The organism is Streptomyces sp. ICC4 (assembly GCF_003287915.1).
Taxonomy (GTDB): domain Bacteria; phylum Actinomycetota; class Actinomycetes; order Streptomycetales; family Streptomycetaceae; genus Streptomyces; species Streptomyces tritrimontium.
On the sequence record NZ_CP030286.1, the window covers coordinates 756417 to 776570 of the forward strand.

The 20154-nt window shown below is 69.4% G+C and carries 15 protein-coding genes; 7 read left to right on the plus strand and 8 right to left on the minus strand.

The genetic code is table 11. From position 1 onward, the window contains the following. Window positions 1-106 precede the first annotated feature (106 nt). From DRB89_RS03525 to DRB89_RS03550, 6 genes are all read left to right on the plus strand, one after another. On the plus strand, window positions 107-1150 hold the full coding sequence (locus DRB89_RS03525) for a signaling protein (protein ID WP_112447311.1): 1044 nt from the start codon (window positions 107-109) through the stop codon (window positions 1148-1150). A gap of 161 nt (window positions 1151-1311) precedes the next feature. Beyond that, complete coding sequence (locus DRB89_RS03530; RefSeq protein WP_112447313.1) at window positions 1312-3306, plus strand: hypothetical protein; 1995 nt, start codon at window positions 1312-1314, stop codon at window positions 3304-3306. Between the two features lie 75 nt (window positions 3307-3381). Then, the gene (locus tag DRB89_RS03535) at window positions 3382-4887 is read left to right on the plus strand and encodes a bifunctional cytidylyltransferase/SDR family oxidoreductase (RefSeq protein WP_112447314.1); all 1506 of its coding nucleotides are present in this window, start codon (window positions 3382-3384) and stop codon (window positions 4885-4887) included. 2 nt (window positions 4888-4889) lie between these two features. Further along, on the plus strand, window positions 4890-5711 hold the full coding sequence (locus tag DRB89_RS03540; RefSeq protein WP_112447316.1) for a rhamnogalacturonan acetylesterase: 822 nt from the start codon (window positions 4890-4892) through the stop codon (window positions 5709-5711). Then, the gene (locus tag DRB89_RS03545; protein WP_112447318.1) at window positions 5708-6511 is read left to right on the plus strand and encodes an Ig-like domain-containing protein; all 804 of its coding nucleotides are present in this window, start codon (window positions 5708-5710) and stop codon (window positions 6509-6511) included. Before DRB89_RS03540 ends, DRB89_RS03545 begins: the two co-directional genes overlap by 4 nt. Before the next feature lie 17 nt (window positions 6512-6528). Next, window positions 6529-8130, plus strand: coding sequence for a glycosyltransferase family 2 protein (locus DRB89_RS03550; RefSeq protein WP_162688456.1), 1602 nt, complete (start codon window positions 6529-6531; stop codon window positions 8128-8130). A gap of 69 nt (window positions 8131-8199) precedes the next feature. Here DRB89_RS03550 and DRB89_RS03555 read toward each other — a convergent pair whose 3' ends face one another. Further along, window positions 8200-9237: a hypothetical protein gene (locus DRB89_RS03555; RefSeq protein WP_112447321.1), complete on the minus strand. Its 1038-nt coding sequence runs from the start codon at window positions 9235-9237 to the stop codon at window positions 8200-8202. Window positions 9238-9476: 239 nt separating this feature from the next. On the opposite strand from DRB89_RS03555, the gene DRB89_RS03560 reads away from it, so the two are divergent. Continuing rightward, window positions 9477-10544 (plus strand): LCP family protein, encoded by a 1068-nt coding sequence (locus tag DRB89_RS03560; protein ID WP_112447323.1) that lies wholly within the window; start codon window positions 9477-9479, stop codon window positions 10542-10544. A 70-nt stretch (window positions 10545-10614) separates the two neighbouring features. On the opposite strand, the gene DRB89_RS03565 is transcribed toward DRB89_RS03560, so the two are convergent. The 7 genes from DRB89_RS03565 to DRB89_RS03595 form a co-directional block, all read right to left on the minus strand. Further along, window positions 10615-11142: a GNAT family N-acetyltransferase gene (locus DRB89_RS03565; RefSeq protein WP_112447325.1), complete on the minus strand. Its 528-nt coding sequence runs from the start codon at window positions 11140-11142 to the stop codon at window positions 10615-10617. Between the two features lie 20 nt (window positions 11143-11162). Continuing rightward, window positions 11163-12677 (minus strand): amino acid permease, encoded by a 1515-nt coding sequence (locus DRB89_RS03570; protein ID WP_239515997.1) that lies wholly within the window; start codon window positions 12675-12677, stop codon window positions 11163-11165. 130 nt (window positions 12678-12807) lie between these two features. After that, on the minus strand, window positions 12808-14724 hold the full coding sequence (dxs, locus tag DRB89_RS03575; protein ID WP_112447328.1) for a 1-deoxy-D-xylulose-5-phosphate synthase: 1917 nt from the start codon (window positions 14722-14724) through the stop codon (window positions 12808-12810). A 252-nt stretch (window positions 14725-14976) separates the two neighbouring features. Further along, the gene (locus DRB89_RS03580) at window positions 14977-16248 is read right to left on the minus strand and encodes a sugar ABC transporter permease (protein WP_112447329.1); all 1272 of its coding nucleotides are present in this window, start codon (window positions 16246-16248) and stop codon (window positions 14977-14979) included. Then, window positions 16245-17033, minus strand: a complete 789-nt coding sequence (locus DRB89_RS03585; RefSeq protein WP_112447331.1) for an ATP-binding cassette domain-containing protein — start codon at window positions 17031-17033, stop codon at window positions 16245-16247. The genes DRB89_RS03580 and DRB89_RS03585 overlap by 4 nt, the downstream gene beginning before the upstream one ends. Window positions 17034-17200: 167 nt before the next feature. Then, window positions 17201-18313, minus strand: a complete 1113-nt coding sequence (locus tag DRB89_RS03590; protein WP_204357651.1) for a substrate-binding domain-containing protein — start codon at window positions 18311-18313, stop codon at window positions 17201-17203. Window positions 18314-18431: 118 nt separating this feature from the next. Next, on the minus strand, window positions 18432-19646 hold the full coding sequence (locus DRB89_RS03595) for an ROK family transcriptional regulator (protein WP_112447334.1): 1215 nt from the start codon (window positions 19644-19646) through the stop codon (window positions 18432-18434). Between the last annotated feature and the right edge of the window lie 508 nt (window positions 19647-20154).

The window sequence follows — 20154 nt, forward strand, 5'->3', positions numbered from 1 at the left end:
CCTCACCGGGGGCGGGCGTCCGCCGTTGCGGAGGCGGCGGCCGCCGCTGCCGGAGGCGGAGGGATCCGGGGCCGGACCAGCCTCGAAAGGCTGGCAGAATACCGGCATGGCGGACAGCAGAGAACCTTTCAGCCGCCGGACTCTCCTGTTCGCGGGCGGTACGGCGGCCGCCGGCATGGCCGTGGGCGGTCTCGGCTGGCGACTCCGCACCAAGAGCGCCCCACCCGAAGACGACTCTCCACCAATTGCCGGAATGTTCGATATGCGAACAGCCGCCGAAATGTTGGCACCTTCGCCGCTTTTCAACACCACCGGGCCTCAGTCGTTCGCATTCGACGACTCCAAGGGATTGGTCTACACCCTTCAGGGCATTCAAGGCGGCTTGCAGCTCAACGGCGAGAAGGAGCCGGTCAGTTCCGCAGACCGCAAGACGGCGGGCGATATGTGCCTGACCCGGATGAGCAGTTCCGGGCAGCCGCGCGGTCACATGTATCTGCGCGGCTTCGGACACGGCATTTCCTTCGGCATCGAGCCCGTGGGCAAGTCCACGCTCATATGGGTGGAGAGCAAGCCCGACCCCGAAAGCGGCTACGGCCGCTCGGTGGCCCGCGTCCTGTTCAGGGACGGCGCCCTGCTCGACGGCAGCAACCCGACCGTGGCCCACTACGACCCGGTTCCGGGCGCCTCCGACGTCTCCCCCGCACTCGACCTGGCCGGCGGCCGGGTTCTGGTGAGCCACCAGAAAGGGGAGGAGCACCGGTTCTCGGTGTACGGGATGACGGACTTCCTGGCCGGCCGCTTCGAGGCCGCGCACACGCTCCAGGCCGGTGTGCAGGTAAAGGAAGAGGAGTGGTTCCAGGGCTGCGCACTGCACGGCGACTTCGTCTACGTGCTGACCGGTGAGCCTTACACCGGAAAGAACGGCGACAATCCGCCTAAATCGGACGGCAATACCTATGTCTCCGCAATTGACGTCCGTACGGGTGAGGCTCGGGGCCGCCGCCTCGTGACGGCGGCGCGGCACCTCCCCTACCGGGAGCCGGAGGGAATCGCGGTCAGCACGGCGGGGCCGAACCCGGCTTTGTGCGTGGGATTTTCCGTAAAGGCCAGGGACGCAAGAGAGCTGACGGTGTACAGCTTCGCGCAGTGAAGGGCCCGCATCCCGAGGCCCAAGGTCACAACTCGCACGACACGCGCCCGATATCCTTGACCTGAGGTTCACCGGCTGTTCCGGAGTTGTCCATATGGCTGCTTATACTACTCCGACACTCCGGCACAATCCTTATACCTCCATGGGAGAGGCTCCCAACGATGGGCTCGAACAGACTGCGCGCCGCCATGGGCGTACTGATCACCTCTGGGCTCATCCTCAGCTTCCTCGGAATGATGGTGGCCGTCGCACTGCCGTCCGTCACGCTGTTCGCCTACTGCGCAGCCATCAGCTACCTGGCCGACCTGCTGCTCCACAACACCGATTCGACGACCCTGGTCCGGCTGCGCGACTCGCGCTTCGGCCTGACCATGCGCTTCCTCATACGCCAGTTCCTGCTGCTGGGCCTGTGCGGGGCCATCGCCGACATCAAGTCGTTCGTGGCGCAGATGACGACCATCGGCCTGCTCCTCCTCTTCGTGCTCCAGCTCGCGTACGGCGCGCTCCTCAAACACGTGCGCAAACAGCGCAACGAGCTGCCCTTCACCACCCGCGGACTGGACCTGGAGGCACTCGGCATCCGCCGTATGCCACACCCGTTCCTGGTGGACAAGCACGTACGCAAGACCCTGCACCTGGACATACCGCTGGTGGGTGGCGCCCTCGCCACCATCACGACCGACAACTGGCGCTTCGTCACGTACGGCATGATCGCCACCGTCTTCCTCGCCTACCTCTCCCTGCTGGTGCTGCTGCCCGACGCGCGCAACGCGCTCAAGCTGCCCACAGCCGACGAGGCCCTCGACGAACTCAACCTCCAGCTGGCCGAATACCGCCCGCAGGTCGCTCTCTACTTCACCTTCGCCGCCATCTCCAAAGACTTCATGTACCAGGTCAACATGTGGCTGGAGTCGCTGGAGTCGCTGGAGCTGCGGCCCATCATCGTGCTGCGCGAGCGGGCGACCCTGCGCTACCTCGACGCCACGTCCGTACCGGTGATCTGCGTCCCGAAGGCGGACAATCTCGCGCGCATCGAGATGAACGAACTGCGTGTGGCCCTCTACCCCGGCAACGCGGGCAAGAACGTGCACATGCTCCAGCGGGCCGAGGTCAAGCACGTCTTCATCGGCCACGGCGACAGCGACAAGCTCGCCAGCAGCAACCGCGTCAGCAAGGTCTTCGACGAGATCTGGGTGGCCGGCCGCGCCGGCCGCGACCGCTACGAGCGCATCAAGCACGCCGTCACGCACAACCAGATCGTCGAGGTCGGCCGCCCCCAGCTGATGCCCCTGCAGCGCTGGACCGGCAGGGCCGCGAACCCCGCGCCCACCGTCATCTACGCCCCCACCTGGGAGGGCTGGACCGACGACGCCTGCTACACCTCGGTCATCCCGGCGGGCGAGAAGCTGATCCAGGCCCTGCTCGACCACGAGCTCGACATCCGGATCATCTACAAGCCGCACCCGCTCACCGGCTCGCGTTCCGCCGAGGCCGCCGCCGCGCACCGGCGCATCATCGCCCTCCTCGAAGAGGACAACGCCCGGCGCTTCGGCCGCAAGGTCACCGACTCCAAGGCCGCGGCCAAGAAGCTGGCCCGGATCGACCAGCGCATCGCGGACCTCTCCGAGCGCGGTGTCCGCTCCAAGTACCCGGACCTCACCGAAGAGGAGCGGACCGCCCGCATCCGGCGGAGCCGCAACCAGGCCGGAGTGCTGTACTGGAGCGCGATGCCCGAAGCCGCGCACCACGCGGTGACCGAGCGGATCCCGGCCCTGTACGACTGCTTCAACCATTCCGACCTGCTCATCGGCGACATGTCGAGCGTCGTGTCCGACTTCATCGCCACCCTGAAGCCGTACGCGATCTTCAACCTCGAAGGTCTGCCCGACCAGGAGTTCCGCAACGAGCAGCGCACCGCGTACGCCTCGTACCTCCTGGACGCCGACTGCAACGGCCTGACCCAGGCCATCGAGGCGATGCTGAAGCCGGCCGAGGACTTCATGGCGCCCTACCGGGAGCAGCTCAAGGAGTACCTCCTGGGCGAGGAGTACCCGCCCTCGATCGTCCGCTTCGACGCCGCCGCGAGCAACCTCTACCGGCGCGGGCTCCTCGACTTCCCCATCGAAGAGCCCGACGAGGCGCACCACCTCGCGTAACCGGCGGCTCCGCACTCCGCCCGACAGTCTCAACTGCCACTGCCATGGCCCGTTCAGCTCAGGAAGAAGGCGACCGTGTCGTCCAGCCCCACCCCCCGCCATACCATCGCCGTCGTTCTCGCCGGGGGTACTGGCCAGCGCATCGGGCTCGAAATACCGAAGCAGTTGCTCAAGATCGCCGGAAAGTCGATCCTTGAGCACACCATGCACATCTTCGAGACGGCGCCGGACGTGGACGAGATCATCCTCCTCATGACGCCCGACTACGTGGAGGACGCGAAGCGCATCGTCGAGCGGGCCGGGCTGAGCAAGGTGACCCGGGTACTGGCCGGCGGTGCCACCCGCAGCGAGACCACTCGCATCGCCATCCGCGCCGCCGCCGAGGGACTGGGCGAAGGGGGGGACTGCAACCTCCTCTTCCACGACGCGGTGCGCCCGCTGCTCTCGCAGCGCGTGGTCCGGGAGTGCGTCGAGTCCCTGGAGCGCTACCAGGCCGTCGACGTCGCCATCCCGTCCTCCGACACCGTCATCGTGACCCGGACCCACGGCGACGACGGCGAGTTCATCACCGAGGTACCCGACCGCTCCCGGCTGCGCCGCGGCCAGACCCCGCAGGGCTTCCGGCTCTCCACCATCCGGGCGGCGTACGAGCAGGCCGCCTCGGACCCGTATTTCCACGCGACCGACGACTGCTCCGTGGTGGTCAAGTACCTGCCCGACGTCCCGGTCCACCTGGTCACGGGCGACGAGTACAACATGAAGGTCACCCAGCCGGTCGACGTCTTCATCGCCGACAAGCTCTTCCAGCTGGCCTCCCACGCCGCGCCCGCGCAGGCCGGGGAGGCCGCCTACCGCGAGCAGCTGTCCGGCAAGACCATGGTCGTGTTCGGCGGCTCGTACGGCATCGGTGCCGACATCGCGCGCATCGCCGAGGGTTTCGGGGCCCGCGTCTTCGCCCTGGGCCGCTCCACGACCGGCACCCACGTGGAGAACCTCGACCACATCGAGGACGCGATGGCCGGGGCCTACGCCGAGACCGGCCGTATCGACTTCGTCGTCAACACCGCCGGCGTGCTGCGCGTCGGGCGCCTCGACGAGACCGACAACGAGACGATCCGCGAGGCGCTCGAGGTCAACTACCTCGCCCCCGTGAACATCGCGCGGACCGCGTACAAGTACCTGAGCGAGACCGAGGGCCAGCTGCTGCTGTTCACCTCCAGCAGCTACACTCGCGGCCGTGCCAAGTACAGCCTGTACTCGTCGACCAAGGCCGCCATGGTCAACCTGACCCAGGCCCTCGCCGACGAATGGGCCGAGGACCACGTCCGCGTCAACTGCGTGAACCCGGAGCGCACGGCCACCCCGATGCGGACCAAGGCCTTCGGACAAGAACCCACGGACTCCCTGCTGACCTCCGAGGCGGTGGCCCTGACCTCCCTGGACGTCCTGCTGTCGGAGATGACCGGCCACGTCATCGACGTACGCAAGCAGGACCCGACCACGAACGCGGCGCAGCGTTCCGCGTTCGAGGCGGCGCTGGCGTCCGTGCTGATCCAGACCACGGGGGACGAGGAGGTCTAGGCGTGACGGACGCACCCGTACAGCAGCAGGGCCGGCCGCGGAGGATCTTCGTGGCCGGCGACTCCCAGACCGTGACGCGGCCTTACCACCACATGCCGATGGCGGGCTGGGCCCAGGCACTGCCCCTGTTCCTCACCGCCGCGGTCGAGGTCGTCGACTGCGCGCACGCACGCGCGAGCTCGAAGAGCTTCCGCGGGAGCGGGCGCCTCCAGTCGATCCTGGACGACCTGGAGCCGGGCGACTACCTCCTGTTCGGCTTCGGCCCGATCGACGCGAAGACCGACCCGGATCTGCACACGAAGCCGTTCTCCACCTTCCAGGAAGAACTGGCCGCCTACGTGCACGGTGCGCGCGAGCGGCAGGCCCATCCCGTGATCCTGTTGCCGTACGAGCGGCGCCGTCTCGACGCGCACGGCAACGCCGCCCGCTTCCTGGGCGACTACCCGTTGGCGGCCCGGCTGCTGGCCGAGGACGAGCACGTCCCCTTCATCGACCTGTACGGCCAGAGCCTGCAGTGGTGGGAGGAGCTCGGGCCGGAGGGTTCCAAGGGCGCCTTCGCACACAGGCGGCCGGGTGAACCCCTGCTCGACGAGGTCCAGGACGCGGACGACCTGCACCTGCGGGCCGAGGGCGCGATCGAGTGCGCCCGCTTCGTCGCCCGCGCACTGACCGAACAAGGCGTCGTCCCGGCCCACTGGGTCCACGGCCTCGAACGCGGCCGGTTCTCGTACGGGGAACTGGGCTGGCTGGACGAGGAGACGTACGCGCACCGCACCGAGTCCCGGATGTCCGGGACCCCGGCCGTCAAGGAGTCCCGCACGTGAACCTCCTCCGCCGCGGCCGGGCCACCGGCGAGGACCCGGCCCAGGGCGCCGTCTACGCGGCCCTGTACAGCTCGGCCGACCCCCGGTTCGGGGCAACTCCGGGCGAGACCGTCCAGTTCGCCCTGTCCGTGGCCGCCGACCGGGGCGTGTCCCGGGGCTGCGCGTACCTACTGGAGGAACCGCTGGCCGACTCCGGCGAGATCATCGGCACGCAGGGGCTCGAATACTTCCCCCGACAGCGCTGGTTCCGGGTCCGGACCGATGAGGACGAGACCAGTACGGGCGTCCTGCACCTGCGCGTCAAGGACCCGTCCGCGGCGCAGGTCATCCGGTGCCAGATGTCCGTGGGGATCCCGGACGCGTCGGGCCGCAAGCTCCTGCGCACGGGCCGCCTCGACGCCGAGCCGCTGCCGGTGCGCCGGCCCGTCGCCCGGGGCCTGCGGATCACCACCGGGCCGGGCCGCCCGGGTACGGTCAACGTGCTGTCGGCGGCCCCGCGGGGGAGCAACGCCCTCTCGGTGACGCAGCCGCGGGGCGGGGACGCACAGCTGTCGTACGACGGATCGGTCACCTACTCGCCCGCCGCGGGCACGGTCGGCTACGACCGCTTCGAGTACACGGTGGCCACCCCTGGGGGCGGGGAGCTGACCTCTCATGTGAACGTCTTCGTGGGCTCCCTGGAACACACTCCCGGCGCATTCCCGGAACACCCCGCCAACAGCGCCCCGCGCCCCTGGCAGCGGCCGGAACTCAGCGGTGAGATGGCGTGGCCCCGCACCGACCGGTCCCAGCTGAACTGAACGAGGATCACGAGATCATGAACACAGACGTCGTGCGCGCCACCGGCGTCAAGGACGTGACGGTCGCGATCCGCGTCCGTGACCGGGCCGCCGCACTCGAAACCTGCCTGGCCTCGGTCCTCGGGCAGTCGATCGGCACGGACCGGCTGGAGATCATCGCCGTCGACGACGGATCCACGGACGAGAGCGGGAGCGTCCTGGCCCGCGCGGCGCACCAGTACCCGGTGTTCGTGCGAATGGGCCAGGTATCGCGCGGGCTGAGCCCGGCGGCGGCCCGGAACTGGGCGCTGAGCCAGGTCCGGGGACGGTACGTCATCTTCCTGGAGGCCACGGACCGGCTGGCTCCCGACGCTCTGGAGCGGATGGTGGCGGCGGCCGACGCGTACGAGGCCGACGTGGTACTCGGAAAGCTGGAGAGCTCGGGCCGGCACAAGGTCGCCACCTCGATGTTCCGCAAGAACCAGGCCTACGCCGACGTGCACTCCTCACGCGTCTACTGGTCGCTGACCCCGGACAAGCTGTTCCGCACCAGCCTGCTTCAGCGCCGCGGGCTGGTCTTCCCCACCGACATGCCGATAGGCGACGACCAGGTGTTCACCGCCTCCGCTTTCATCGGGGCGGACAACGTCTCGGTCGTCGGCGACGCGACCTGCGTGGTCAAGGGTCCCTCGGCGCCGGCCGAGGCGACCCTGCCGGACCGGGTCACCCTGGTATCGAGGATGCTCGCGCTGGTCGGCTCGCAGCTGGAGCAGGGACCGCGCCGGGACCGGCTCCACGCGCGGCACCTGGAAGTGGAGCTTGGCAAGGCGACCGCTTCCGCGCTGTTGTCGGACATGGATCCGACGGAGCGTGACCAGACGCTGTGGGCCGCCGCCGAGGTGCTGCGCACCCAGGTCTCACCCGGGGCGCTCGCACTTGTGACGCGCATGGTGGCGGTGCGTTTCGCGCTGCTCGAACAGGGCCGCTTCGCCGAGGCACGGGCCATGGCCGCCTTCGAAGCGGACAGGGACCGCCCGCCCGTCCGCAAGACGGTGGAGAACGGACGGGTGTTCACGACGCTGCCGTTCTTCCGCGACCCGCAAGTGGGTCTGCCGGACGAACTGTTCGACATCACCGGTGACATGACGGTCAGCCACCAGTTGCAGAAGGTCCGCTGGGACGGGCCGGTCATGCTGCTGGACGGCTTCGGCTTCTTCGAGCAGCTGTCGACGAAGGACCGCACCACCCGGGTGGTACTGCGCGAGCGTTCCGGCGCGCGGGAGGAAGTCTTCTCCGTGACGGGCCGCCGCGACGAAACCCTGGCCAACGCCAAGGGCAACTCCCGGGCGATGGGGCGCTTCTCGGCCCGGGTCGACCTGGCGCAGACCTCTGCGGGCCGACCTCTCGCGCCGGGCGTCTGGGACCTCTTCCTCGCGGTCGGCTTCGAGGGCGTGACGCAGGAGGTGCGGCTCGGCTCCCGCCGCTCCGCCGATGTCGATACGACGGCCCGGATGCCGGTACGGATCGCGCCCGCGCCCGGTGCCCCGGGGCTGGAGCTCGTTGCCGCTCCCCACTACACGCGGTCCGGCGGTCTCAGTGTCGAGGTCGCCCAGCGCACACCGCTGCCGGGCCGTTCCTGACCCCCTGCCCTCCTGCCCCCACCACCCCGGGGCGCCGCCGGACCCGGTCCGGTGGCCCGGCCGCGGGGCTCAGGCCGGGGTGTGCCAGGGGCCGAACGCCAGGCCCTCCTGGGTGGTGTCCTGGCGGGCGACGACCAGTGCGCCGTCCTCGTCGAAGGCGGCCACGACGATGCGGCCGGCCGGGTCGACGGCCACCTGGGGTGCCTCGGCGCCACGGCCTGCGAGGGAGGCCCACCAGGTGCCGTAGCTCTCGTTCTCGGTGACGTAGGCGGTGAGTTCGATGCCGCCGTCCGCAGCGGACTGCGCGATCACCGTGCAGTCGTAGCCGCCGATGACGGCCCGGACCACACCCGGGATGCCCCGGCCTCCGGCGCCGCCGAGGCCCATCAGGCCTCCCTGGACTCCGGGCTGGGCCGCCCGCCAGGCGACCAGGGAGCCGTCACCCGGGTAGCGCCAGAAGTACGTCACCCTGCGCGGGCCCGTCTCGCAGACGGCCGAGCTGCCCGGGACGACGGGCGAGGAGATTCGGTCGGCGAGCTGGAACCGGCCCTGGCCGATGCCCGCCCAGCGGTCGGCACCGGCCGGCCCCAGGGCGAGCAGCTCCAGCTGGCCGCCTGCGGGCATCAGCGGGATCACGTGCCCCTCGTACGGCTGCGGGGCCAGCTGTTTCCAGCCACCCCACACGCCCGCCTCGTTGCGGCTGCGGCGCAGGATGCCACCGTGCCGCAGGGAGACGATGACGTGCGTGGAACCGGAGCGCTGGTTGACGACGATGCGCGGCGGGCCGGCCAGGCTGTCGCCGGCGGGGCCACCGGATACGGCGGGAGTCCCGAGGCGGTGCCAGTCGGTGATGCCGCGGCCGGACTGGAACTGGGTGGCCACGGAGATCTCCGTGGCGCCCGAGCCGTCCGGCGCCTGCGTCACGGCCACGAAGTGCACGTACCCCTCACGGCTCTGCGCCATGGCCAAGGGGCCGGTCCAGCCGGGAACTTCGAAGGCCTCGGGGCCCGTCCAGCCGGCGAAGGGAGCGGGGGCCTCGGTCCAGCGCAGCAGGCCGCGCGGTCCGCAGGCGTAGGCCGTCAGGCGGCCGTCGACTCCCTTGAACAACCAGTTCCCGGAAGGGGGCGACGATCTCAGGGGGCCCGATCCACCGGTGCCGGAATCCGTGGTCCCGCGAGCGGGGTAAGCGGCTCGGCTACCACCCTTGCCTCGATTCAAACCGGTTTCCACCCTTTCGACGATTGCTGTCCGCCGTGCGAGCGGGGAGCGATTCACCCCAAGAAATTCAGCCAGTAGAAAGTATGTCTTATGATGCACCCCATCAATAACAGAAGGACGCTGCCCCCATGACCGACCAGTCCCCGGCCCCCTCCCCTTCGTCCCGGCGCCGGCCGAGGCGTGGCAGGCGCGTCCTGCGGATCGTGCTGTTGGCACTGACGGCCCTCGTCCTCGCGGCCGGCGGCACCGGCTGGTGGGCGTATAGCCACCTCAACGGCAACATCGACAGCGTCGACCTGGACCAAGCGATCGGTGTCGACAACCGCCCGGCGAAGGTTCCCGCCAGCGGGCAGAACGTCCTCGTCCTCGGCTCCGACTCGCGCGCCGGCGCCAACGGCGACCTCGACCACGGTGACGTCAGCGGCGCCCGCTCGGACACCGCGATGCTCATGCACATACCCGAGGGACGAACGAAGGCGACCGCGGTGAGCATCCCGCGCGACACCCTCGTCACCCGTCCCGAGTGCAAGGACCGCGAAGGCAAGACGGTCTCGACCGCCAACCGCGTCATGTTCAACTCCGTCTACTCCATCGCCGGCCCGGCCTGCACCGTCAAGGCCGTGGAGCAGATGTCGGGCATCCGCGTCGACCACCTGGTGGAGGTGGACTTCGCCGGCTTCAAGGGTCTGGTGGACGCGCTCGGCGGAGTGACCGTCACCCTCGACAAGCCCATCGACGGCGGGAAGGGCGGCCTGAAGCTCGACGCGGGCACGCACCGCCTCGACGGCACCGAGTCGCTCAAGTTCGTCCGTACCCGCTACGGCTACGGCGACGGCAGCGACCTGGGACGCATAGGCCTGCAGCAGCAGTTCATGATGGCGATGCTGTCCGAGATCAAGCAGCAGGACGCCCTCGGCAACCCGACCCGTCTCTACAAGCTCGCCGACGCCGGCACCAAGGCGCTCACCACCGACTCCGAACTCGGCTCCCTCAAGGGTCTGTCGGACTTCGCTCAGAGCATGAAGGGCGTGGATCCCGACACCCTGGAGACGATCATGCTGCCGGTCGCCTACGACAAGGTGGACCGCAACCGCGTCGTCGTCGCCGAGCCGCAGGCCGGCCAGTTGTGGGAGGCCCTGCGCACGGACCGGCCGGTCCCGGCCGCAGCCAAGAAGTCCCCGGCCACCGGCGGCTGACGGCAACTCGGCGACTCCGGCTCCCGGGGCCGGTCGCGGAGCCCCGGCGGCTCCGCGACCGGCCCCGCTGCTACGAGGCTCCGCCGTGTCCGCCGCCCCCGAGCACCGCGCGCCAGTCGCCGCTCATGTGCCAGGTCCCCGGCGGGTACTCGAACCGGACCTCGCCGCGGAGTTCGAAGCCCGCCGCCCGGCAGACCGCGGCGGAGGCGGGGTGGTCGACGCCCGGGAAGGCGTGCAGGTGCCGGCGGGTGCCGTGGGCCCCGGCGTGGACGACGAGCGCGCGGGCGGCCGCCGCCGCGAGGCCCCGGCCCTGGAATTCGGGGAGGACGGCCCAGCCGGCCTCGTAGACCTCCTCCTCGTTCCAGACCCGCTCCCAGAAGCCGATGCTGCCCACGCTCTCGCCGTCGGCGACGACCCGGAACATCCGCCCGGCCCCCGGCTCCCGGGCGCTCAGCGCGAGGTAGCGCCGGTGGCGGTCCCGGAGCTTGGCCTCGCTCTCGGGACCGCCGAGGTGTGCGGTCATGACCGGCTCGTTCTTGCGGAGCAGGAGCCAGAAGTCGTCTTCCGCCCAGGGTTCGAGGCGCACGGAGATGTCCATGCCGCCACCGTAGGAGACGCTCAGCGGCCCTCGCGCGCCGGGTTCGCGGTCATGCCCTCGCCCCGTCCCAGCCGGCTGTGCGACTTCCCGTAGAGGAAGTAGACGACGAAGCCGATGACCATCCAGATCCCGAAGCGCAGCCAGGTCTCGGCCGGCAGGTTGAGCATCAGCCAGACCGACGCGGCGATCGACACGATGGGAACGAACGGCACCCACGGGGTGCGGAAGGCCCGGTGCAGGTCGGGGCGGGTGCGGCGCAGGACGATCACGCCGAGCGCCACGACGACGAAGGCGAAGAGCGTGCCGATGTTCACCAGGGTCGCCAGTTCGTTGATGCTGGTGAATCCGGCGACGATCGCGATGATCACGCCGAGCAGGATCGTCGGCCGGTAGGGCGTGCGGAACTTCGGGTGGGTCCGCGAGAAGAAGCGCGGCAGCAGTCCGTCGCGGCTCATGGCGAAGAACACCCTGGTCTGGCCCAGCAGCAGGATCATGCAGACGGTGGTCAGGCCGACGGCCGCGCCGAAGCTGATGATGCCGCCGAAGACCGGGTGGCCGGCGGATTTGAAGGCGTCGGCCAGCGGGGCGCTGGTGGAGAGGTCCTTGTAGTTCTGCATGCCGGTCACCACGATCGAGACCGCCACGTAGAGCACGGTGCAGATGATCAGTGAGCCGAGGATGCCGCGCGGCATGTCCTTCTGCGGCAGCTTGGTCTCCTCGGCCGCGGTGGCCACCACGTCGAAGCCGATGAAGGCGAAGAAGACGACGGAGGCGGCGGTGAAGATGCCCATGATGCCGAAGTTGGTGGGCTCGTAGCCGAAGATCAGCTGGACGAGCGGGGCGTCGAACCCGGAGCCGCCCTCCTGGGGCTTGGCCGGCGGGATGAACGGGTCGTAGTTGGACTTCGTGATGAAGAACAGACCCGCGATGATCACGATGAGGACCACCGTGACCTTGATCGCGACGACGACCCCGGTGATCCGCGCGGAGAGCTTCACCCCGACGACGAGGATCGCGGTGAGGACCAGGACCAGGACGAAGGCGAGCACGTCGAAGGTGCCGCCCTGCACGTCGGGCCCCTGGAGCGAGGCCGGCAGGTGGATGCCCGCGTTGTCCATGAGCGAGCGCACGTAGCCCGACCAGCCGACCGCGACGACGGCGGTGCCGAGCGCGAACTCCAGGACCAGGTCCCAGCCGATGATCCAGGCCGGCAGCTCGCCGATCGAGGCGTAGGAGAAGGTGTACGCCGACCCGGCCACCGGCACCGTCGAGGCGAACTCGGCGTAGCACAGGGCGGCGAGCGCGCAGACGATTCCGGCGGCGACGAACGCGAGGGCGGTGGCGGGTCCGGCGGTCTCCTTGGCGACCTTGCCCGTGAGGACGAAGATGCCGGTGCCGATGATGACGCCGACGCCGAAGACGGTCAGGTCCCAGGCGGACAGGGATTTCTTGAGCGCGTGTTCCGGCTCTTCGGTGTCGAGGATGGACTGTTCGACGGATTTGGTACGGAAGGGGCTGTTCAGATTCGTACTCACCGACGCACCTCCCAGGAGAGCCCGCATCGAAACGAGACGGGCCGGAAGGCCCACCTTTCAAGGGTGAACCTTCCGGCCCGTGGCGTGCAACCGCAGATGATCAGCCGCCGTCGGCGCTGACCGGAAGCCGTCAGTCGACGACGGCGGCCTGCTCGCTCTCGTAGCGCCCGTCCAGCTTGGCCACCAGGCCGGTGACCTGCCGCGCGATGTCCGGAGCGGTCAGACCGATCTCGGCCATGACCTCCTTGCGCGTGGCGTGGTCCAGGAACCGCGACGGGATGCCGAAGTCGCGCAGCGGCACGTCAACTCCCGCGTCCCGCAGTGCCTGCGCGACGGCGGAGCCCACACCGCCGGCGCGGCTGTTGTCCTCGACGGTGACGACCACGCGGTGGCGGTCGGCGAGCGGGGCCAGGGCCTCGTCCACCGGCTTGACCCAGCGGGGGTCGACCACGGTCGTGGAGATGCCCTGCTTGTCGAGGAGGTCGGCGATCTCCAGGCACATCGGGGCGAGTGCGCCGACCGAGACGAGCAGTACGTCCGGACGGGTGACCTCCTCGGCCGGACGGCGCAGCACGTCCATCCCGCCGATCTTGCCGACGGCCGGGACGGCCGGGCCGACGACGCCCTTGGAGAAGCGCACCACGGTCGGCGCGTCCTTCACCAGGACGGCCTCGTTCAGCTGGGCCCGCAGCTGCTCCGCGTCGCGCGGGGCGGCCAGGCGCAGGCCGGGGACGACCTGGAGGATGGACATGTCCCACATGCCGTTGTGGGAGGCGCCGTCGGTGCCGGTGACGCCGGCGCGGTCCAGGACGAAGGTGACTCCGCACTTGTGCAGGGCCACGTCCATCAGGACCTGGTCGAAGGCGCGGTTGAGGAAGGTCGCGTACACCGCGAAGACCGGGTGGGCGCCGCCGGTCGCCAGGCCCGCCGCCGAGGTGGCGCCGTGCTGCTCGGCGATGCCGACGTCGAAGATCCGGTCCGGGTAGGCGTCCGCGAACTTCTTCAGGCCGACGGGCTGGAGCATGGCCGCGGTGATGGCGACGATGTCCTTGCGCTCCTTGCCGAGCTTGACCATCTCGTCGGCGAAGACGGAGGTCCAGCTGGCGGCGTCGGTGCTGACGGGCAGGCCGGTGTCCGGGTGGATGACGCCGACCGCGTGGAAGCGGTCCGCCTCGTCCTGGACGGCCGGCTCGTAGCCGCGGCCCTTCTGGGTGAGGCAGTGGACGATGACCGGTCCGCTGAAGCGCTTGGCGCGCTGCAGGGCCGATTCCAGGGCCTCGATGTCGTGGCCGTCGATCGGCCCGATGTACTTCAGGCCCAGGTCCTCGAACATGCCCTGCGGGGCGATGAAGTCCTTGAGGCCCTTCTTGGCTCCGTGCAGGGTCTCGTAGAGCGGCTTCCCGACGACCGGGGTCCGCTCCAGCAGGTCCTTGCCGCGGGCCAGGAAGCGCTCGTAGCCGTCCGTGGTGCGCAGGGTGGCCAGGTGGTTGGCGAGGCCGCCGATGGTCGGGCCGTAGGAGCGCTCGTTGTCGTTGACGACGATGACCAGGGGGCGGTCCTTGGCGGCGGCGATGTTGTTCAGCGCCTCCCAGGCCATTCCGCCGGTCAGGGCGCCGTCACCGATGACCGCGGCGACGTGGTGGTCCTCGCGGCCGAGCACCTCGTTGGCCTTGGCGATGCCGTCGGCCCAGCCCAGCACGGTGGAGGCGTGCGAGTTCTCGATCACGTCGTGGTCGGACTCGGCGCGCGAGGGGTAGCCCGAGAGGCCGCCCTTCGAGCGCAGGTTCCCGAAGTCCTGGCGGCCGGTGAGCAGCTTGTGGACGTAGGCCTGGTGGCCGGTGTCGAAGAGGACCTTGTCCTTGGGCGAGTCGAAGACCCGGTGCAGGGCGATCGTCAGCTCGACCACACCGAGGTTGGGGCCGAGGTGCCCGCCTGTCTTGGACACGGCGTCGACGAGGAAGGACCTGATCTCGGCGGCGAGCTGGTCGAGCTCCTCCTGGCTGAGCCGGTCCAGATCGCGCGGTCCCTTGATGCGGGTCAGCAGCACCCGTGCCTCCTTGCAGTTGCTTGCTGGTCTGTCGAGTCTAATGTTCCGCTCACGGCGGGCATCATCGGGCGGTACCGGTCGGGTCACACCTTTGTCATACCTGTACACAGCCGCGCGAAGTCACACCCACCGAACGGGCGTATACCCGTACAGGTGTACGTAAACGGCTACGCATAGGTGCCCGGCACCACACGTAGTGGCACCGGGCACTGTGACGGTTCTTACCGCCTGGTCACTCGCAGAACGCTCGGTTCAGGCCCGTCCGGCCGTCTTCTGCGTCTTGCGGGTGATCGAGTCGATCACCACGGTGGCGAGCAGTACCGCACCGGTGATCATGTACTGGATCGGCGTGGCGATTCCCTCCAGGGCCAGACCGTACTGGATGGAGGTGATGACCATGACGCCGAGGAGGGCGTTCCAGGTCCGGCCGCGGCCGCCGAAGAGGCTGGTGCCGCCGATGACGGCCGCCGCGATCACGTTCATCAGCAGGTCGCCGGCGCCGGCGCTCTGGTTGGCCGCCGCGATCTTGGAGGCCCAGAAGAGGCCGCCGATCGCCGCGAAGGTGCCGGCGACCGCGAAGACCGTGATCCGGACCCGGTTGACGTTGATGCCCGCGCGCCGGGAGGCCTCGACGCTGCCGCCGAGCGCGAAGATCTGGCGGCCGAAGGTGGTGCGCCGCAGCACGAAGTCCGTGCCGACCAGGGCCAGCAGGAAGAGCACCACCGCGAGCGGCAGGCCCTTGTACTGGTTGAACACGACGGCGGGACCGAAGGTGAACACCGCGAGGAGCCCGGTGCGCAGCACGATCTCGCCGACCGGCCGGGAGGGGACGCCCGCGGCCTCGCGGCGGCGCGCGTCGAAGAACGTGGCGGCGAAGTACCCCGCCACCGCGAGTCCGGCGAGCCCGTAGCCGACGACCACGTCCGAGAAGAAGTACGTCGTCAGGTGCCCGACCACGCCCTCGGAGTCGAGGTTGATCGTGCCGTTGCTGCCGAGGATCTGCAGCATGGCGCCGGACCAGAAGAGCAGGCCCGACAGGGTGACGGCGAAGGCCGGGGCGCCGATCTTGGCGAAGAAGAAGCCGTGGAGGGAGCCGATCAGGGCGCCTCCGGTGACCGCCGCGAGGATGGCCAGCCATTCGTTGACGCCGTTGGTGACCGAGAGGACCGCGACGATCGCGCCCGAGACGCCGCTGACCGAGCCGACCGAGAGGTCGATCTCGCCGAGCAGCAGGACGAAGATGATGCCGACCGCCATCATGCCGGTGGCCGTCATCGTGATCGCGATGTTGGTGAGGTTCTCGGGGCCGAGGAAGTTCGAGTTCAGGCCCTGGAAGATGCTCCAGATGATGATCAGGCCGAGGACGACGGGCACGGAGCCCAGGTCGCCGGCCTTGAGCTTGCGCCCGAACTCGTGCACGTACCCGGCGAAGCCCTGCTCGCGGACGAGCAGTCGCGGGTCCACGGCCGGGATGGCGTCGTGCGCGGCGGCCGGGTTGACGGGGTCTATGTGCTGGGTGCTCACTTGCGGGCCTCCCCGGTGCGGGCCGCCCGGCGGGTCACGGCGTTGTCCGTGGCCCCGGTGATGGCGGAGATGATCTCTTCCTGCGACGTGTCCTTCACGGAGAAGACTCCGTTGTTGCGGCCCAGCCGCAGGACGGCGACCTTGTCGGCCACGGCCTTCACATCGGCCATGTTGTGGCTGATGAGGATGACGGCGTGGCCGCGCTCGCGCAGCCGCTCGACCAGGTCGAGGACCTGTGCGGTCTGCTCGACGCCGAGGGCGGCGGTGGGCTCGTCGAGGATCACGAGCTGCGGCTCGCCCAGCATGGAGCGGGCGATCGCCACGGTCTGGCGCTGGCCGCCGGAGAGCGAGGCGATCGGGATGCGGACGCTGGGGATCCGGATGGACAGGGTGGTCAGGAGCTCGCGGGCGCGCCGCTCCATCTCCACCTCGTCGAGGATGCCGCGCCGCTTGAGCTCGCGGCCCAGGAAGAGGTTGCCGACGACATCGATGTTGTCGCACAGCGCGAGGTCCTGGTAGACCGTCGCAATGCCCAGGTTCTGGGCGTCGTGGGGCTTGGTGATCGAGACCGGGCGGCCCTCCCACTCGATGACGCCGTCATCGATGGGGTGCACGCCGGCGATCGTCTTGACCAGCGTGGACTTACCGGCGCCGTTGTCGCCGACGAGGGCGACCACCTCGCCGGAGTGGATCTCGAGTTCTACGTCGGTGAGGGCCTGAACGGCGCCGAACCGCTTCGAGACCCCTCGCAACGCCAGTACGGGCGCAGCGGACACATGAACCATCTCCTTGCCGCCTGACCGGCGGGGATGTCGTGCAAAAGAGCAGGACCACGGGGGAACTGGGGGGGGGAAGAATCGTTTCTGTCCGGCGCCCCGCCAGTGGCGGGATTGTGGAGGCGGGAACGCCGGACAGGAATGGGGGCCGGCTCGGCGGACCGAGCGGCGGGGCCTTACTTCAGGCCGAGGGTGGCGCAGGCGGCCGCGTACTTGTCGGTGCAGATCTCGTCGGCCGTGTAGACGTTGTCCCGGATGACGGTGTCCTTGACGTTCGCCTTGGTCAGCGAGACGACCGGGATCAGCAGGGACGGAACGCCCTTGGCGGTGGGGCTGTCGACCTTGCCGGTGGCGACGGTGGCGATCGAGTCGCCCTTGGCGAGGGCGACGGCCATCTTCGCGGCGGCCTCGGCCTCGGGGGCGTACGGCTTGTAGACGCTCATGAACTGCTCGCCCGCCACGATCCGCTGCACACCGGCGAGTTCGGCGTCCTGGCCCGTGACCGGGGGCAGGGTGGGCACGCCGGCCGCCTTGAGGGCCGTGATGATGCCACCGGCCATGCCGTCATTGGCGGAGTAGACGCCGATGACCTTCTCCTTGCCGAGCGCGGAAAGCGCGGCCGCCATGTTGGTGTTGGCGTTCTCCGGCTTCCACTCGACGGTGTCGTACTCCTTGCCGATGTTCACCTTGCCGTCGAGGACGGAGTGCGCGCCCTTCTTGAACAGCGCGGCGTTCGGGTCGGTGACGGACCCGTTCATCATGACGATCTGGCCGTCCTTGGCCTTGTCGCCCAGGGCCTCCAGCAGCGCCTTGCCCTGGACCTTGCCGACCTCTTCGTTGTCGAAGGAGGTGTAGGCGTCGATCGGGCCCTCCGCCAGGCGGTCGTAGGCGACGACCGGGATGCCGGCCTCCTTCGCCTTCTTGACCGAGCCCGCGATGGCCTTGGAGTCGACCGCGTCGATGATCAGGACGTTCACCTTGTTGGTGATCATCGTGTCGACCTGGGAGTTCTGCGTGGTCGCGTCCTGCTTGGCGTTGGCGTAGACCACGGTGCCCTTGCCGGCGGTGAGATCGGCGACGGCCTTCTCGATGAGCGGCTTGTCGAACTTCTCGTAGCGCGCGGTCTGGTTCTCCGGCAGGAGCAGGCCGACCTTGATCGCGTTGCCCTTGACGGTGGCGGTGGAGTCCTTCTTGTCGCCGGACTCCTTCGCACTGCCGCAAGCGGCGAGCGAAACGGCCATGGCGCTGGCGGCGACGGCTACGGCGGCTCTGCGCATACGCGTGTTCATTACTTGAACCTCCCTGACGAGGCCGCAACGCTGCGGCCGAGGTGGATGTGAGTCAACCCCGGCCGCAAGTTTGTCGTCAAGGAGTGAATCCTTAACGAGATGACAACGGTGCCATCCGTTATCTAACTGAAGACAAGAGGGCTGGAGCTCGCACCCCACTACTATTTTCCGCCAAAAGCGTCGAATCGCCCATCTCGCTGAGTACGAGGGCCAGTGCTCCCAGTACCTCCGCGCGCCCGCCCAGCGACCCGGTGAGGACCGACAACTGCCGGGCCGCGCTGGGGATCGCGTACCTCCCCACGGACTCGCGGATGGGCGCCAGCACCAGCTCGCCGGCATCGGCCAGCGAGCCGCCCAGGACCACCCGGCTCGGGTTCAGGAGGTTGCACAGGCTGGCCACTCCGCTGCCGATGTGGCGGCCCACGTCGGTGATGACCCGGCGGCAGCCGGGGTCGCCCTCCCGGGCCAGCTCCACGACCCGCTCCATCGTCAACTCCGGTCCGTGGCTGCTCTGCAGGAGCGGCAGCACGTACCGGGCGGCGGCGAAGGTCTCCAGGCAGCCGCGGTTGCCGCAGCGGCAGACGGGGCCCGATTCGTCCAGCGTGATGTGCCCGATCTCCCCGGCGGTGCCCCCCGGCCCCCGGTAGATCTGACCGTTGATGACCAGCCCGGCGCCGACGCCGCTGGCCACCTTGATGTAGGCGAGGTCTTTGACTCCCCTGCCGCTCCCCCACACCAGTTCCCCGAGCGCCCCGAGGTTCGCGTCGTTGTCCACGTACACGGGCACGCCCAGGCGCCGCGAGAGCTCCTGGCGCGGGTTGATCCCGGCCCAGCCCGGCAGGATCGCGGTGGATCCGAGGGTTCCGGACTCCACGTCGATGGGGCCCGGTACGCCGAGCCCGACACCGATGACCTTGTCGCGGCCGACCCCGATGCCCGCGATCAGCCGTCCGACCAGGGATTCCGCCCGGTCGAAGCCCTCCACCCAGGAGGCGTCCACATCCAGCGGCTCGGCCTCCTCGGCCAGCACCTGGTGGGCCAGGTTGCCGACGGCCACCCTCAGATGGGTGTGGCCGAAGTCGACGCCGATGACGATGCCCGCGTCACCGCTGAGCGAGACGCTGCGCGCCCGCCGGCCGCCGGCCGAGGTGTCCGTGACCTCGACGGTCCCGGCCTCCTTGAGCTCGCGCACGATGTTGGAGACCGTGGCCGCCGACAGCCCGGTGCTCCGGGCGATCTCCGCCTGGGTCAGCGAACCCGCGAGCCGCACCGCCCGTACGACGCGCTCCAGATTCGCGCGATGCAGTGAAGACTGCGATCCGGGAGTCTGCACGACTCATCCACTCCTGCCCATAAGCGACGGCCAGCCGTCGCCCCCCGGCCGGGGCCGTCGCGGCTGCGTGCTCCGAGACCCCGGCGTCTCTCCAACTTGTGAACCTTAAGTCGAGCCTTTACGCCTCAAGACGTCAAGAGGCCGACGCAGTACGAATCAGCCACTACCGGTCATAAGTATGAGAGAAACCTCCATCCGGATCGTGCTACGGTCGCCGAGGCGCCGATCTTCCCGGCCTTCCACAGGCTTTCGCGGCCGGATCGGGCGCCCTCTGTCATGACAGCGCTACGCAAGGAGGTGTTCGGGATGAGTCCCGATCGAAGTCCTTGCAGCGCTCTCTGCGGCTGACCTCTCCCGACCTCTTCTGAGCGTCCGCCCTCTCTTCGAGTGTGCACGGCCGCGGCCCGATGTCGCCCCCGTGCGTTTCTGCATTCATCTTCGTGACCCCTTCCGCATGCCCTGACGCTTCCGTCCGGCATGCGCCTCCGGGCTTCGTCCGGGGGACTCC

Bases quoted from the DNA above. Each gene is read 5' to 3' on its own strand.
- DRB89_RS03560 (WP_112447323.1), top strand. From the start codon at position 9,477: ATGACCGACCAGTCCCCGGCCCCCTCCCCTTCGTCCCGGCGCCGGCCG.
- DRB89_RS03565 (WP_112447325.1), bottom strand. From the start codon at position 11,142: ATGGACATCTCCGTGCGCCTCGAACCCTGGGCGGAAGACGACTTCTGG.
- DRB89_RS03530 (WP_112447313.1), top strand. From the start codon at position 1,312: ATGGGCTCGAACAGACTGCGCGCCGCCATGGGCGTACTGATCACCTCT.
- DRB89_RS03525 (WP_112447311.1), top strand. From the start codon at position 107: ATGGCGGACAGCAGAGAACCTTTCAGCCGCCGGACTCTCCTGTTCGCG.
- DRB89_RS03590 (WP_204357651.1), bottom strand. From the start codon at position 18,313: ATGAACACGCGTATGCGCAGAGCCGCCGTAGCCGTCGCCGCCAGCGCC.
- DRB89_RS03550 (WP_162688456.1), top strand. From the start codon at position 6,529: ATGAACACAGACGTCGTGCGCGCCACCGGCGTCAAGGACGTGACGGTC.
- DRB89_RS03585 (WP_112447331.1), bottom strand. From the start codon at position 17,033: ATGGTTCATGTGTCCGCTGCGCCCGTACTGGCGTTGCGAGGGGTCTCG.